The organism is Rhodococcoides trifolii (assembly GCF_014635345.1).
In the GTDB taxonomy this organism is placed as follows: domain Bacteria; phylum Actinomycetota; class Actinomycetes; order Mycobacteriales; family Mycobacteriaceae; genus Rhodococcoides; species Rhodococcoides trifolii.
The window spans coordinates 232,311-247,272 of the sequence record NZ_BMCU01000003.1 but is presented as its reverse complement, the minus strand read 5'-3'; the positions used below and the strand labels follow the sequence as shown (position 1 = coordinate 247,272).

At 65.7% G+C, this 14,962-nt stretch carries 15 protein-coding genes; 2 read left to right on the top strand and 13 right to left on the bottom strand.

Features of this window, described 5'->3' with window-relative positions; all coding sequences use genetic code 11:
• The 3 genes from uraH to IEW02_RS14400 are packed head-to-tail and all read right to left on the bottom strand — an operon-like array spanning window position 1 to window position 2,747.
• Complete coding sequence (gene uraH, locus IEW02_RS14410; protein ID WP_188545543.1) at window positions 1-324, bottom strand: hydroxyisourate hydrolase; 324 nt, start codon at window positions 322-324, stop codon at window positions 1-3.
• Window positions 321-833 (bottom strand): 2-oxo-4-hydroxy-4-carboxy-5-ureidoimidazoline decarboxylase, encoded by a 513-nt coding sequence (gene uraD, locus IEW02_RS14405; protein WP_188545542.1) that lies wholly within the window; start codon window positions 831-833, stop codon window positions 321-323. The genes uraH and uraD overlap by 4 nt, the downstream gene beginning before the upstream one ends.
• A gap of 3 nt (window positions 834-836) precedes the next feature.
• Entirely contained in the window at window positions 837-2,747 is a 1,911-nt protein-coding gene (locus IEW02_RS14400) for a solute carrier family 23 protein (RefSeq protein WP_188545541.1), read from the bottom strand.
• Between the two features lie 118 nt (window positions 2,748-2,865).
• Between IEW02_RS14400 and IEW02_RS14395 the strand changes: the two genes are divergently transcribed.
• Both IEW02_RS14395 and IEW02_RS14390 read left to right on the top strand, forming a co-directional pair.
• Window positions 2,866-3,426, top strand: a complete 561-nt coding sequence (locus IEW02_RS14395; protein WP_229746044.1) for a nucleotidyltransferase family protein — start codon at window positions 2,866-2,868, stop codon at window positions 3,424-3,426.
• 30 nt (window positions 3,427-3,456) lie between these two features.
• Complete coding sequence (locus IEW02_RS14390; RefSeq protein WP_188545539.1) at window positions 3,457-3,870, top strand: hypothetical protein; 414 nt, start codon at window positions 3,457-3,459, stop codon at window positions 3,868-3,870.
• 12 nt (window positions 3,871-3,882) lie between these two features.
• Here IEW02_RS14390 and IEW02_RS14385 read toward each other — a convergent pair whose 3' ends face one another.
• The 10 genes from IEW02_RS14385 to IEW02_RS14340 all read right to left on the bottom strand — a co-directional run bounded on the left by IEW02_RS14385 (window position 3,883) and on the right by IEW02_RS14340 (window position 14,589).
• Entirely contained in the window at window positions 3,883-4,587 is a 705-nt protein-coding gene (locus IEW02_RS14385) for a haloacid dehalogenase type II (protein ID WP_229746043.1), read from the bottom strand.
• Window positions 4,584-6,374, bottom strand: a complete 1,791-nt coding sequence (locus IEW02_RS14380) for an acetyl/propionyl/methylcrotonyl-CoA carboxylase subunit alpha (RefSeq protein WP_188545538.1) — start codon at window positions 6,372-6,374, stop codon at window positions 4,584-4,586. The genes IEW02_RS14385 and IEW02_RS14380 overlap by 4 nt, the downstream gene beginning before the upstream one ends.
• Window positions 6,375-6,505: 131 nt before the next feature.
• Window positions 6,506-7,978 carry a condensation domain-containing protein gene (locus IEW02_RS14375; protein WP_188545537.1) on the bottom strand — a complete coding sequence of 491 codons (1,473 nt, stop codon included), beginning with the start codon at window positions 7,976-7,978 and terminating at the stop codon, window positions 6,506-6,508.
• An 86-nt stretch (window positions 7,979-8,064) separates the two neighbouring features.
• A complete protein-coding gene (locus IEW02_RS14370) occupies window positions 8,065-8,481 on the bottom strand; it encodes a SufE family protein (protein ID WP_188545536.1) in 417 nt (138 codons plus the stop codon).
• A complete protein-coding gene (locus IEW02_RS14365) occupies window positions 8,478-9,362 on the bottom strand; it encodes a sulfurtransferase (RefSeq protein ID WP_188545535.1) in 885 nt (294 codons plus the stop codon). The genes IEW02_RS14370 and IEW02_RS14365 overlap by 4 nt, the downstream gene beginning before the upstream one ends.
• A 41-nt stretch (window positions 9,363-9,403) precedes the next feature.
• Window positions 9,404-10,069 (bottom strand): Maf family protein, encoded by a 666-nt coding sequence (locus IEW02_RS14360; RefSeq protein ID WP_188545534.1) that lies wholly within the window; start codon window positions 10,067-10,069, stop codon window positions 9,404-9,406.
• Window positions 10,070-10,106: 37 nt separating this feature from the next.
• The gene (locus IEW02_RS14355; protein WP_188545533.1) at window positions 10,107-10,340 is read right to left on the bottom strand and encodes an acyl-CoA carboxylase subunit epsilon; all 234 of its coding nucleotides are present in this window, start codon (window positions 10,338-10,340) and stop codon (window positions 10,107-10,109) included.
• Window positions 10,341-10,386: 46 nt separating this feature from the next.
• Window positions 10,387-11,760 carry a condensation domain-containing protein gene (locus tag IEW02_RS14350; protein ID WP_188545532.1) on the bottom strand — a complete coding sequence of 458 codons (1,374 nt, stop codon included), beginning with the start codon at window positions 11,758-11,760 and terminating at the stop codon, window positions 10,387-10,389.
• A complete protein-coding gene (locus IEW02_RS14345) occupies window positions 11,741-13,195 on the bottom strand; it encodes a condensation domain-containing protein (protein ID WP_188545531.1) in 1,455 nt (484 codons plus the stop codon). Before IEW02_RS14345 ends, IEW02_RS14350 begins: the two co-directional genes overlap by 20 nt.
• Window positions 13,192-14,589 carry a condensation domain-containing protein gene (locus IEW02_RS14340; protein WP_188545530.1) on the bottom strand — a complete coding sequence of 466 codons (1,398 nt, stop codon included), beginning with the start codon at window positions 14,587-14,589 and terminating at the stop codon, window positions 13,192-13,194. Before IEW02_RS14340 ends, IEW02_RS14345 begins: the two co-directional genes overlap by 4 nt.
• Window positions 14,590-14,962 lie beyond the last annotated feature (373 nt).

The following is a 14,962-nucleotide window of genomic DNA, read 5'->3' as shown; positions in this document are numbered from 1 at the left end:
TCAACTTCCTCTGTAAGTGGAGAATGCGAAGGGAGACAACAACAACGGCACATGATGATGAATCGTCGGGTCGACGATGGTGAACGAAATGGTCACTTCGGGGTAGAAGCCGACCACCCCGACCGAGTCGAACCAGTGCCCTGTGTCGAAGGTCAGGCGATAGACACCGGGATCGGCATCCTCGGGCAGCAGGTCCTTGGCTCGACCGTCGGAATCGGTTGCCGACGAGGTGAGCACCACGCCGTCCGCGTCGGTCAGGGTGATCGGAACACCGGCGGCCGGAACGCCTTTCGCGGCGTCGAGAACATGTGTACTCACACTCACCCGGTCTTGTCCTCTCCGAGCATCCGATCCAGCCGGATCCTGTTGATCTTCGCCAGCTCCACGCGCATCACCCGGCGTTCGGTCTCGGCGTCGTTGTCCATCCTGTCCTCGAGGATACTCAGCAACTCGGCCGCCGACTTTCCGGTGGCACACACGAGATAGACGTGTCCGAACTTCGCTTCGTAGGCCCGGTTGCCGGCCGCCAGAGCGTCGAGGACCTGTCGGTCCGCCGAAGCGACAGCAGCCTGCTCTCGCTGTGACGACGAGTTGTTCACCCGCCCACCGATTCTCGGGTGTCCGTCCAGAGCATGGTCGAGCTCGGCTTCCGGAATCTCGGCCAGCACGCGGTCCGCTCGTTCGAACAGGGCGTCACGGGTGTCGAAGGGTCGGCGCATCGCCACGCGTCGTGCCCAGATCAGCGACGAACAGCATTCGAACAACGCATGCATCGCGGCGCGATCGGACAGATTGTTGAAACCCTTCAGACCGATCCATTCGTGTAGCGCCACAGATCAGCTCAGCTCGCTGAGGCGACCGAACCGTGCGGCCGAAATCGGATTGGCGTCGGCGACGAGATCGTCGAAACGGTAATTGGCGATCTTGGCGACCTCGATCATGGCGAACGAGCGCTCGGCACTCTCCGAGTTCTCCATGCGCGCCCATCCGTTGGCCAGCACGCGGTCGTAGCGCTCCGTCTCGCGTGCACAGATCACGAGCGGAAAACCGAAGTGCTCGCGGTATGCACCAGCGAGTTCGACCACGTTGTCGTGCTGGTCTTCCTCCAGGTTGCTCAGCGACGTGTGGTCCTTCGCGTATGCGATGCCGGTGGGATCCTCGCTTCCGAGGTCGGGGAACGATCCGATCAACGCCAGCTGTTCCTCGGTGGTGCCGGCCAAGAGTGAATCCTGGAACGCCTCGCGCAGTGCGTGCGCGTCCGCGAACGGTTTCTGCTCGAAGGCGCGCTCGACCACCCACGGCGTGCCCTGGACCAGACCGCCGAAGGTCTCCGCGAACTTCTCGGGGGTCATCTCGTTGACCTGGTCGAGGGTGATGGCCTTGCCGGGTTCGCCGGCGACGGCAGGTCCGCGATTCGGCCCGATGTGGAAGAAGAGCACGTTGAGCACGATCGCAGAGACCGCGCCGAGCACGATGCCACTGCCGAACAGCATGGCAAGCCAATCGGGAACGCCTTCGGACACCGTCGGCTGAATCGTGACCAGCATTGCCAAGCCCAGACTGGTGGCCACGATGATCAGGTTGCGGTGGTCGGTGAAATCGACCTTCGACAATGTCTGGATACCCACCACGGCCACGGTGGCGAACAGGGCGAGCGCGGCGCCACCGAGAACCGGTGACGGGATGGACGCCACAACCGCCGCAGTCTTCGGCAGCAGCCCCAGCAGAATCATGATGCCGCCGGCCGTCGCCACGACCCAGCGGCTACGTACTCCGGTCAGACGCACCAGCCCCACGTTCTCCGAGAACGCCGTGTACGGGAACGAATTGAATGTTCCGCCGATGACGGTGGCGACACCGTCTGCTCGCAGCGTGGCCGCGATGTCTTCCTTCTTGACGCGCTTGCCGACGATTTCCGCTGTGGCGTAGACACTTCCGGTTGTTTCGACCGCGATGATGAGCATGACGACGATCATCGAGATGATGGCCACCACGCTGAACTTGGGGGCACCGAACAGGAACGGCTGGGTGAAGCCGACCCACGACGCCTCGGACGTTCCGTCGAAGTTCATGTCGCCCAACACGAATGCGACCGCGGACCCGATCACGAGTCCGAGCAGGACTGCGATGGTCGCCATGAAGCCCTTGAAGAACCGTTGAATCAGCACGATGATGAGCAACGTGCCGATGGCGTAGGCCATCCATCGCCCGTTCGTGGGGTCCTGCTCGTGTGTGATGGGGTTGGTGACCGCGTCGTTCACGGCGACGGGGAGCAGTGCCACGCCGATGATCGTGATGACGGTGCCGGTGACGACCGGCGGGAAGAACCGCAGCAGCCTGCTGAACCAGGGCGCGATGAAGAACGTGACCAGCCCCGCCACGATGACCGCGCCGTACACGTACAGCAGTCCGTCGGTACCGCCACCGTTCGCCATCGCGATTGCGATCACCGGGGACACGCCGGCGAAGGTGACGCCCTGCAGCAGAGGGAGTCTGACGCCGATCTTCCAGATTCCCACCGACTGAATGATCGACGCGATTCCGCAGGTGAACAGGTCGGCGTTGATCAGATGGATCAGTTGTTCGTTGGTCAGCCCGATCGCACTGCCGATGATGATGGGAACCAGGACGGCGCCCGCGTAGAACGCGACGACGTGCTGGAACCCGTACGCGGCAAGCTTGGGTACAGGAAGTACCTCGTCGACAGGGTGAGTCTTTTTGACGCGTACTGGAGTTTCAGACGACATGAAAGATGCCTCACTGAGGTTGTTCGCCCGACCCCTGCCACGCTGCAGGAGAAATTTCGTAACTACCAGAATCGACCATGAACGCCGTTACCGCGAGTCGAGACGCAATACTGGTGGGGTGAGCGCAGCGGTGGGTACCTGCGGCGTGGTCCTCGCGGCCGGCGCCGGAAGCCGGTACGGGATGCCCAAGGTGCTCGCTCACGACGGTCGTTGGCTCGTCGCGGCCATCGACGCGCTGAGCGGGTGCGACTCGGTGATCGTCGTGATGGGCGCAGCGGTGGTCGGCGTCCCGGACGGCGTGACGGTGGCGGTCAACGAAGCCTGGTCGAGCGGAATGGGCGGGTCGCTGCGGGTCGGCCTCGACGCGTGCCGACCCCTGCCGGTCGAGTACGCCGTGATCATGCCCGTCGACACGCCGGACGTCGGCGTCGACGTGGTGACGAGAGTGGTTGCGGCAGCGATGGACTCGGAGACGGGATTGGCGCGGGCCATGTTCGGCGACGTCCCCGGTCACCCGGTCGTGATGGCGCGTCGGTGGTGGCGGGACGCGGCGGCACGTGCGGTGGGTGACGAGGGTGCTCGTGCGTTCCTCTCCGGGCGCGTCGACGTGGTCGCCGTGCAGTGTGGCGACCTGGCCGACGGTGGGGATCACGACTTCCCCGACGAGCGCGAACCGTAACAATCGGTCGGCTGCGGTCGATCGATTGGTATGAGGAAGGCACTGGACGGCGCTGTGCTGACACTGCTGGGCGCCGCCGGCCTGTTCAACGGAACGGCACTGGTGTCGGACTCGTCGGGGCGCACGTTGGGACTGCGGGTGGACATGCTGCCGGCGTGGCACACCTGGGACTACCGCTGGGCCGGACTCTTCGTTCTGGTTGCGCTCGGAATTGCGCCGTTGGTCTGCGGCGCCGCCATTCTCGTCGATTTCCCGAACACCACGCGCCCCGTCGTCGGGATCGGGATTCTCACCGTCGGCTGGGTCCTGTGGCAGATCATCGTGCTGGAAGTGCACGCACCGACCGTCCAGGTCGTCCTGGCGGCCGCGGGTGTGTTCCTCATCGTGCGCCCGCACATGGGGACTCGGCGGGTCGTACGCCGCGCCGACAACAGTTCTCGCTGAGCGCCCGGCCGTTCAGCAACCCAGCGCGGTGGCGAGGTCTTCCATGCTGTCGGCCACGTGATCCCACTGCCCGCCCGCCTCGAGATCGACCGTCTGTGACGGGCCGTGCTCGGTCGGCCTGCGCACGAACGCCGTCCCGAATCCGCACTGCTGCGCGGCCTTCAGGTCCGAGTTGTGGGCGGCCACCATCAGGCACTCCTCCGGTGCGAGTCCCAGGATGTCGGCGGTCCGGAGGTACGCGTCGGGGGTCGGCTTGTAGGCGTGAGCGACTTCGGCGCCCAGCACGGCATCCCACGGAATCCCTGCCGCCTTCGCCATGTCCAGCAGCAGGGACACGTTGCCGTTCGACAGCGGCGCCACGATCATGGCCGACTTCATACGCGTGATCCCGGCGACGGAGTCGGGCCAGGCGGGCAGCGCATGCCAAGACGAGTTCAGCGCATCGACGTCGTCGTCGGACGCGGTGATCCGGTGGCTGAGTAGCACCTCGACGAGGTTCTCCCGGTGGAGGACGTCCAATCGCGCGAACGGGCGCCGACCCTCGCGGACCTCCCGCATGGACGGGTCGTATCGAGATCTCCACTCGTCGGCGAACGCGAACGAATCGACACCCGTCACACCCCGAGTGTCCATCCACTCGTCGACGTGCCCCGCAATGCCCGTGCGCCAGTCGACAACGGTCCCGAAGACGTCGAAGAGGGCCGCTCGCACCGTCACTTCAGTTCGGCGAGAACGGTTCCCTGCGTGATGGCGGAGCCGGGCTCGACAGTGAGCCCGGTGACGACACCGTCCTTGTGGGCGGTGACGGGATTTTCCATCTTCATGGCCTCGAGGACCGCGATCAGGTCGCCTGTGACGACTTCCTGACCCTCGGTGACGGCGACCTTGACGACGGTGCCCTGCATGGGGGCGGTGACGGCGTCGCCGGACGCGGCGGCGCCGCCGGCCGCACCACGCTTACGCGACTTGGGTTTACGGCGGATACCACCCTCCGCGGCGGGGGCGGAACCGACGGAGAATTGACCGGGCAACGAGACCTCGACTCGGCGGCCACCGACCTCGACGACGACGTTCTGACGGGGCAGCGCGTCGTCCTCTTCGATCGGGGCTCCACCGGTGAAGGGCTCGACGGTGTTGTCCCACTCGGTTTCGATCCACCGGGTGTGCACGGAGAAGCTCTTACCGTCGCCGATGAACGCGGGGTCGGAGACGACCGCGCGGTGGAAGGGGATCACGGTCGCAAGTCCTTGGACGTCGAACTCGGCCAAGGCCCGACGCGAGCGGGCGAGCGCTTCCTCGCGGGTGGCGCCGGTGACGATCAGCTTCGCGAGCATCGAGTCGAACTGTCCACCGATGACCGATCCCGATTCGACACCGGAGTCGACGCGCACGCCCGGCCCGGACGGCGCCGAGTAGGAGGTGACGGGTCCGGGTGCTGGGAGGAAGCCGCGGCCGGCGTCCTCGCCGTTGATGCGGAATTCGAACGAGTGTCCGCGCGGAGTCGGGTCCTCGGTGATGGAGAGTTCTTCGCCGTTGGCGATGCGGAACTGCTGCAGCACGAGGTCGATGCCGGACGTTTCCTCGGTGACGGGGTGCTCGACCTGCAGGCGCGTGTTGACCTCGAGGAACGACACGAGTCCGTCCTGGCCGACGAGGTATTCGACGGTGCCGGCGCCGTAGTACCCGGCTTCCTTGCAGATGGCCTTGGCGGACGCGTGGATCTGTGCGCGCTGGTCGTCGGTGAGGAACGGCGCGGGGGCTTCTTCGACGAGTTTCTGGAAGCGGCGCTGCAGCGAGCAGTCACGTGTTCCGGCGACGACGACGTTGCCGTGCTGATCGGCGATGACCTGCGCTTCGACGTGACGCGGCTTGTCGAGGTACCGCTCGACGAAGCATTCCCCGCGGCCGAACGCCGATACCGCTTCGCGGGTGGCCGAATCGAACAGCTCGGGGATCTCCTCGCGGGTGCGGGCGACCTTCATCCCGCGGCCACCGCCGCCGAACGCGGCCTTGATGGCGATGGGCAGACCGTGCTCGTCCGCGAACGCGAGGATCTCGTCCGCGTCCTTCACCGGCTCGGAGGTGCCCGGAACCGACGGGGCCTTGGCGCGGGTGGCGATGTGGCGGGCGGTGACCTTGTCGCCGAGATCGCGGATGGACTGCGGCGAGGGGCCGATCCAGATGAGGTCGGCGTCGATGACGGCCTGGGCGAAGTCGGCGTTCTCGGACAGGAACCCGTAGCCCGGGTGGACGGCGTCGGCTCCGGACTTCGCTGCGGCGTCGATCAACTTCTCGATGGACAGGTATGACTCGGCGGACGTCTGGCCCCCGAGCGCGAACGCCTCGTCGGCCAGCCTCACGTGCGGCGCGTCGGCGTCCGGTTCGGCATAGACGGCAACGCTCTTGAGGCCTGCATCGGCTGCAGCCCTGATCACGCGTACTGCGATCTCACCCCGGTTCGCAACGAGAACTTTGGTGATGTGCGCGCTGGCATGACTGGGCAACGGTGCCTCCTGTGACGACAAAGACGGATCCGCGTGACTACGTGCGGACGGACAACAACTTGGTTCGGAGTGTATGTGGTGAAAGTCGGCGCACCGACAGGGGATCGCCGATGGCGCACGCGAAAAGGGAGCTACCCGCCGGTAACGACGGCGCCGTCGGAAGACGGTCGTACGGTCGTGGCCGTACCGGTGGCGGACACGGTGTTCAGCACGCTGCGCAGCGCGCCGACGAAGGTGTGGACCGCACTGCTCGCCTGCTCGGTGCTGGGAAACCGCACCGCGATGTTGAGTCCTTGAGGCGTCCGATTGAGCCAGACGTAGACGTCGTGGTCGTACTTTCTGCTGCGCAGCGCTCGCGCGTTGATGCTCGGCCATCTGTCGGCGTGGGGTGCGAATCGCACGTCCATGAAGGAGACGACGAATTCGGGATCGGACTGTATTGCGAGTCGATCCATCACGACGTCGAGCGGGATTCGAGCGACGTCCTTGACGCGCGCCACTTCCGACTGCGCTCGGGAGATGACGTCGCCGAACGTGTCCGATTCGTCGACGTCGAACGCGAGTGGGCTGACGCCGACGAACCATCCCAGGGAGGCAGCCCACGACGGGTCGTATCGCGTGTGCACCGGAGTGACCGTGGCGAAGCGTGTGCTTCCCGACGACTGCAGTGCCGCCAGGGCCATGGCGGCCATGAGTCCGGCGAAGAACCCCTGTCCCAGCTTTCGGCAGGCGATCGAGAATGCGTCGGCTTCGCGACTGTCGAGAATCCACGCCGACAGGCCACCCTGAGGTGCGACGCGTCCTCGAGGGTCGCCGATGTCGCCGGGAAAGGGTGGGAAGGTGCCGCCGCAGTGATCGAAGAATCTGCGCCACTCGGCGACGGCGACGTGGTCACGGCCGACACCGGCGATCGCGGCGCGCTCGGCGACACCGAAATCGAGATAGCTGCGCGTCCCGAACAGACCAGCGGGCTCTCCGGTGCGAGCCTCCTCGTAGAGCATGGTCAGTTCGTGGGCGATCAAGACGACGGACAGACCGTCGATGATGGAGTGGTCGGCCGCAAAGAACACGGTGAAGGTGTCCTGCGGGTGGTCCGAAGGCCGGTCGGCAACACTGCCGGAAGTCGGCTCGAGGGTGACGAACGCGTAGGACGGCCAGGCGAGGGGAGAGGTGTACTCGTCGAAGAGATGCTGCAGGTGTTCGAACACCTCGTCGGACCGCGTGGTGGTGTCCTGCTCGATGACCCAGATGTCGGTGGCTCCGACCGGTGCGGTGACCCGGGTGAGGACACCGGAATCCGGGTCGATCGATGCGTTGGTGCGCATGCCTTCGTGGCGATCGATCCACGCGAGGACCGCCGCGCGGAAAGCCTTCTTGTCGAGCGGTCCGGGACACTCGAACGCGGTGCCCAACCACGACTCGCGACCAGCCGTCGGGTTGGCGAGAGTTCTGCGCAGGTGTGCTTCGTGAACGTGCGACGTGGGACGTGGATCGTCCTGCCAGCCGGCTGTCTCGGGCGTCGACGCGTGCGGACCGACGCTCGGAATCCACTCGGTGATGGTGCCGGCGGAGATGGGGTAGTCGGCCAGTTCGGTGAATTCCACGCGGCAGCCGACCTTTCACGTTCGTTCTGTGAAACACAGACTCTAGTCGCTGAGGGGAATGTCTGCACAAAGTGTGCGACGCGGGCTCAGGCGCGCAGGTGCATCTTGACCCGGCTCAGCATCGCCGACATGCCGCGCAGGCGAAGCGGACTCACCGACTGGGCGAGCCCTAGCTCGCTGTAGAAATCGTCGGGCACGTCCAAAATCTCCTGCGCCGAATGGCCGTCGAGGCCCTGCTGCAGGATGGACGCGAATCCGCGTGTCGTAGGCGCCTCGGCCGGAGCGCTGAAGTGCAGGCGCACATGGTCTCGATCGGACGCGTCCACCGCCAGGAACAACGGGGATTGGCATTCCGGAACCGGCTCCATGGCCGCTTCGGTCAGCTCGGGAGGAAGCTCGGGCAGTTCCTTGCTGAACTCGAGCAGCATGGTGATCTTGTCCTGACCCTCCACTGCGGCGAAGTCGTCGACGATCTCGGCCAGTGCGGCAGGGAGCCCACTCATACGGTGCCCGGGTCCGCACCGGTCGCGATGGGCGTCCGCACCGCGTTGCCCCACTCGGTCCACGATCCGTCGTAGTTCCGCACGCTGTCGTAGCCGAGCAGGTGAGTCAGGACGAACCAGGTGTGGGACGAGCGTTCGCCGATGCGGCAGTACGCCACGACATCGGTGTCGGAAGGCACGTCGGCGTAGACCTCTTTCAGCTCGTCCGCGGACTTGAAGCGGCCGTCCGGTGCCGCGGCCTTGGCCCAGGGGATGGACAGCGCCGACGGGATGTGGCCGCCGCGCAGGGCGCCTTCGTCCGGGTAGTCCGGCATGTGCGTGCGTTCGCCGGTGTATTCGGCGGGCGAGCGAACGTCGACGAGCGGGCCGTGACCGAGGTGGGCGAGGACGTCGTCCTTGAAGGCACGGATCGACGAATCGTCGCGCTCGACGACGGGGTAGTCGACAGAGGACAGCTCCGGAACGTCCAGCGTGGTCTCACGGTTCTCCGCCAACCACGCATCGCGACCGCCGTCGAGCAACCGCACGTCCTCGTGGCCGAACAGGGTGAACACCCAGAGTGCGTAGGCCGCCCACCAGTTGCTCTTGTCGCCGTAGATCACGACGGTGTCGGTGCGCGCAATCCCCTTGCGATTCATCAGGTCTGCGAACGCTGCACCGTCGACGTAGTCCCGGGTGACCGGGTCGTTCAGATCGAGGTGCCAGTCGATCTTCACCGCGCCGGGGATGTGTCCGACGTCGTACAGCAATACGTCCTCGTCGGATTCGACGACGCGAAGACCGGCCGATCCGATGTTCGCCGACAACCACTCCGTGGTGACCAGCCGCTCGGGGTGGGCGTACGAGGAGAATGACGGGTTTGCATCCGGCGCAACGGGCACGGTCGACTCCTGAGCAGTGAGGTTGGGCGTGGAACTCGAGCCTACCGGGGCGCGTTGGTGGACCACAGTTCGGCGACCGTGATTCCGACGCCGGCGAGCAGACGGCGCACCAGCGGAAGTCCGATGCCGATGACCGACGACGGATCACCGTCGATCCGCTCGACGAACCACCCGCCCAGCCCGTCGAGGGTGAACGCTCCAGCGACCTCGAGTGGTTCACCGGTGGCCAGGTACGCCTCGAGGTCGTCGGCGGTGGGTGTCCCGAACGTGACGGTGGTGGACGAATGATCGGAGGCGCGGTCCGTGATCGCCCCGTCGACGATGCGAATCACGCAGTGACCGGTGAGGAGTCGCCCCGACCGACCGGCCATGTGCGACCACCGGATTCGAGCGGTGTCGACATCGGCGGGCTTTCCGGCCAGGAAGTCGTCGAGCGAGAGCATCGAGTCACATCCGACGACGACGGCAGAGGTGAAATCGACTGCGCCGGAACCGGAACGAATGTCGGCGACGAGCGACTCGGCGACGACGGTTGCTTTCGCGTCGGCCAAGGCGGTCACGGTGCCCTCGTGCGATGCGTTCCCGCCCAAAGCAGCGGCCACGGCGCCCTCGTCCACCCCGGACACCCGGACGTACGGGTCGACTCCGGCAGCACGCAGAACAGCCAGTCGTGCCGGCGAGCGCGAAGCCAGCACCAGACGGGTCACGCGGGTCGCCCGATCGGTATCGTGCCCGGTCGCGAAATCAGGGAGTGCCCACGCCGAACGCGAACGGGGCGAACGTCGTTCCGGTTCGGAGCCGATCCGCGGGACGGCCCCACAGGTCGCGGGGGCCGGGATCGGGTACCGACTGTGCCGACGCGGATCGAGCGGCGACGATCACGGCAACCAGGGCAGCGATCTCGTCGTCGGTCGGGGACCCGGAGACGATGGTGATGTCGTCGCCCGTCGACTTCGAGTGATCCTCGACTGCGGTCACAACGCACCCTCTGCCTTCTGTTCGTCCGACTGATTCGGCTTCGACTTTAGTGCACGACGGACGGGATCGGTGCCGGGGCCGATGCCTCGGCGACGACGACGGACGTCTCCGCCAAGAATCGTGAGACGACGTCGTGGGCCACCGGAGTGTCGGGAAAGCGGCTCCGCAGAGCCAGACCGTCGTCGGTTCGGGATATCCAGAACTGCGCGTCGTCGGCGACCGTCACGTTCGAGATGTGCCGTGCATCGAGCGCACGGTGGTCCTCGTGGCCTGGAAGGCGTCGGTAGTCCACGTACGACACCATGAAGATGTCCTTGCGCGACCGGTTCACACCGCCCATGGTCTCGATGACCTGCGGCAGAGGTACCGATCCGAGCGTGAGTGCTCGCCGCAGCGCGGGACCGGTGCTGCGGACGGTGTCGACGAAGCTGTCGTCGGCGACCACGTCGAGCGGCGCATTAGTGGTGAACCAGCCGACTGCCGACTGCCACCGCTCGTCGGTCCGGGTGTGCAGGGGAAAGAGGAGAGACAGGCGCCGGCCACCGCCGAGGCGACGTACGGCATGGGCCATCGCGGACAGCACCCCGGCGTACAGGCTGGCTCCGTTGGAGCGGCAGAACTCCTCGAACCGCCGGGTGTCGTCGGGACCCAGGAGGTGATTCAGCAGAGCCGCCTGCGGGTGGGTCGTGCCGACCGCGACACCGAGATCGAGTGGAAACGGTGGTGGCGTGTTGCCGTGACGGCCGAAGAACGCCAACCAGGACTGCATTCGAGGATCGTCGACGTCGACGATGTCCGCCGCCCACTCTTCGGCGCAGTAGTCGACGAAGTCTCCCGTAGCGGGCGCGTCAGTGTCGTCGGCCGTCTCGCCGTCCAAGCACGCGCGATAGAGCCGGTGCAGATCGCGGACGATCAACGACACCGAATACGCGTCGATGTACGCGTGATCGAACCCGCACACGACCGTGGACCGATCGGGTCGATCGAGTACTGCCAGCAGATAGGCGGGTGCTGCGAAGGGATGGCACTCGCGATTGAGCGCAGTCCACAACACCTCACGAGTGCGCGCCGGGGTCGACGTCCGGACGGGTTCGCGACGTTTGAGGGTGATCGAGTCGGGGGTGAACCGCAGTCGTCGGACGTTGCCGTCGGCGGCACGTTCGAATGCGCTGCGCAGCGATCCGTGCCGGGTGATCAACAGTGCGAAGGCGCGGGCGAGCGCGTCCTCGTCCACGTGACCGGGAACGTCGAACGTCGCAGCGAGCCAGGTGCTTCCGTCGTCGGTGTCGTCCAGGTGGCAGAGCTGGTTGAACGAGGGTGGCACCGGTGAGACGTCCGTTCCCGAACCTGTCGTGTCGAGTGTCCACCACAGGAACCGACCGGGATCGAGGTCGACATGATCAATCGTGGTGACCTGCACGGGTGCCCTTCGTGGTGTTCGGGTCGGTGATGACGTAGTCGCCGTCGCGTGCGACGGCGACGAAGACCGAGGCGAGATGCCGGTGGTAACGCTCGATGTTGGCCCGCGCGATCGCAGTGTCCGGAGTCTGCGAGCCCAGGTACAGATGGCGCGCGTCGCGGTTGATCCACATCGAGGCATTCGCGGTTCGTCCCTCGCCGGTGAAGAGGACGGCACGATCGTCGGTCGGCGAACCGGCTCCGGGGAAACGTCGGAAGTCGATGTAGGAAAGCAGGTTCGGACTGGACGCCACGTCCGGCCCGGCGACACCGGACGCGATCAAGGTACCCAGCACCGCGTGCACCGGGGCTGCGGCCAAGGCTTTTGCGCGCGCGTAGCCCTCCTGGGCGACGGACGCCAGCTCGGTGAAGGTGCGAGCGCCCGCCACGTCGAAGGACACGGGCGCGAAGTTGCAGAACCACCCCTGCGACACGGCGAAGTCACGGCCGCGAGTACTCAGCACGGTGATACCGAAGTAGTCGTCGACGCCGGCGAGTTCGTGGTCCGTGATCGCGATCGCGGCGAAGATGCCGCCGTTCGTCCTCGCTCCGGACTCGTGGCAGATCTTGTCGAACGCGTCGGTTTCGGACGCGTCCAGCAGATCCAGTTCGACCGGACGAACCGGAGCCGTCTCGCCCGGCGCCAGTCCGAGATCCAGCGGAAACTTCGGCATCACTCCGCCGCGCGCGGTGAGTATTCGCGTCCACTCGGCGACAGCGGGGGAGTCGTGATCGACCGCCGCGGCTGCCGTCCGCTCGCGCCGCACGTATTCCAGGAAGCTGTGCGAGATCTCGGACGTGTCGACGGGTTCGGTCCCCTCGACCTCGGCGCGGTACAGATCCGCCAACTCCGAGATCACCAAGATTTGCGACGCTCCGTCGGAGAACGCGTGGTCGGTGCCGTAGTAAAGCGTGAAGCTTCCGGGGCGGCGAACGGCGCCGAACGAGAATCCGGGCCACCCGATGGGCGTTGCCTCTCGTCCGAAGCGTTCGTCGATGTAGGTCATGAACTCGGTGTGGTCGTCGGTCCGGCCGACGTCCCGCACCTCGAATTCGACTGCAGCAGGGTCGACCCGGTGGCGAGCGATCGTGTCCCCGTCCATCGAGAACGACGTTCGTAGGCCTTCGTGTCCGAGGACGTACCGCTGCAACGCACACGTCAACGCACTTTCGTCGAGCTCGCCGTCGAATTCGGTGGTGGCTCCGAGATACGCCCGGTGACGTTCACCCGCAGCGTGTTTGGACTGGTAGGACCTGATGTGACCGTCCTGCAAAAACGACGGGGGCGTGTCGTCGACGGTCGCTGCAGCGGCGAGCTCACGAGCACGCTCGGTCGGATGCCATTCCAGCAGAACACCCGGCGCCGGCTTCCAATTGTCCATCGCAGTGATGATCATCGCTCGGCCATGACTCCGCTGCGGACGGTCGATGCCAACGTCGTGACGAACCGGTGAACGTTGCGAGAGGCGTTCTCGTTACTGGGGAAGCGCGCGGAGATGTTCAGGCCCAACGGCGTTCGCAGAATCCAGAAGTAGACCTCGTCGGGCGATTCGGTGCTGCCCCGCAGGGTGCGAGCTCGCCACCGCGACCAGTCGGCCGAGTCGGGCGTGTGACGAAGGTCGAGGTACGACACGACGAACCGGGGTGTCTCGGTAACACCGAGCATGTCGGCGATCTTCGAGTACGGAAGTCGGGCCAGCCCCTTCACACCGTCCACCGCCGTCGTGGCTGCGGGCAGGCATTCCGTCAGCGACCGACGGCCGCCGACCTCGATTTCGACGGGGACCACGCCGACGTACCACCCCACGGACTCGGCGTACCGCGGTTCGAACCTGGTGTGCATCGGCATGACGAACCGGAGAGTGTCGTCACCGGTGAGATGTCGACCCGTCAACGCGAGCGCGGCGAGCACACCCGATTGCATGCCGTGACCGGCCGACCGGCACGACCGGGCGAACGCGTCGGTCTGCTCCACCGTGAGCAACCACGACGACAGACTGCTCTGGTGTGCGGACGTGCTCGCGGCATCGTCGACGGCCACAGGTAGCGGGAAGTCGGGGAACGTCGGTCCCGATGGTGCGTCCGCGCTCAGAAACTTCGACCACGCGTCGACGGCCTCGTGATCGGCGGTGACCGTGTCGCCGAGACGTCTGTCGACGGCGCTGAAGTCGACATGGCTCCCTATTTCTGCGAGCCGGGGATCGGTACCGCGGCACTCGAACTCGTACAGCCGCCGCAGTTCGCCGACCGCGAGCAGCATCGAGTAGGCGTCCATGACGGAGTGATCGGCTGCGAAGACGAGAAGAAACCGATCCTCGGCGGGTTCGTGCACGGTGGCGACCAGGCAGTGCGGCCATCGGAAGGGCGAGAGCCTGGACCCGAACCAGTCGGTGAGATGGTCGTGAATCCAAGTGCCCGAGTGGATTTCGTCGTCCGTGCGGGACATGATGTCGACCCGTTCACCGGGGGCCGTCAGCCTGGCCAGTTCTCCACTCTCCTCGGCGGCGACTGTCGTCCGGAAGGTCTCGTGGCGAATCGTCCATGAACGCAGAGCGCGGCGAACGGCGTCGGGTTCGTAGTCGAGGTGCATCTCGAACGCAGCACCGATCCACGCGGCCTCGGCGTCCGGGTCGGCACCGGCTGCGAGGCTCTGGCGGCAGTGGGCCTCATGGGTGTAGGCGAGAGGCCGGTCGTCTTCGGTCCAGGCATCCTCGCCGCCGCCGACCGTAGGCGTCCACTCGGTGAGAACTCCTGCCGGCAGGGGATAGTCGGCCAACTCCGTGAATTCCATGCTCGATGTACGTCCCTTTCCATCCGGGCCACATCGGTGTGGGTGCTCTGTTTCGCTTCGGTAACGGTAGGGCACTGACAATAAATGCAAAACGCCGGCAATTCATTACGAGACGCCGTGTTCTGAATCACTTTCGATGCAATTGACAGACTTTTGTGAATGTGTGGTGAACCGCTTCGTCAAAGCTTCAACACGATTCGAGTTAAATTTGTGTTTTCAGTAGATGTCACAACAATCCTCCCGCTGGGCCGACGCGAAGTACCGGGTGAATAGGGAGGGTCGTGTGTGCTGACCGACTCGGGCGAGACTCCATACCGATGCCGTAAAACCCGTGCTGCACAACGGTTCACAATCCTTTTGACTCGTGTCGTCA

Excerpts from the sequence above, each read along its gene's own strand:
- IEW02_RS14345 (WP_188545531.1), bottom strand. The coding sequence starts at position 13,195 with ATGATCATCACTGCGATGGACAATTGGAAGCCGGCGCCGGGTGTTCTG.
- IEW02_RS14370 (WP_188545536.1), bottom strand. The coding sequence starts at position 8,481 with ATGAGTGGGCTCCCTGCCGCACTGGCCGAGATCGTCGACGACTTCGCC.
- IEW02_RS14340 (WP_188545530.1), bottom strand. The coding sequence starts at position 14,589 with ATGGAATTCACGGAGTTGGCCGACTATCCCCTGCCGGCAGGAGTTCTC.
- IEW02_RS14390 (WP_188545539.1), top strand. The coding sequence starts at position 3,457 with ATGAGGAAGGCACTGGACGGCGCTGTGCTGACACTGCTGGGCGCCGCC.
- IEW02_RS14400 (WP_188545541.1), bottom strand. The coding sequence starts at position 2,747 with ATGTCGTCTGAAACTCCAGTACGCGTCAAAAAGACTCACCCTGTCGAC.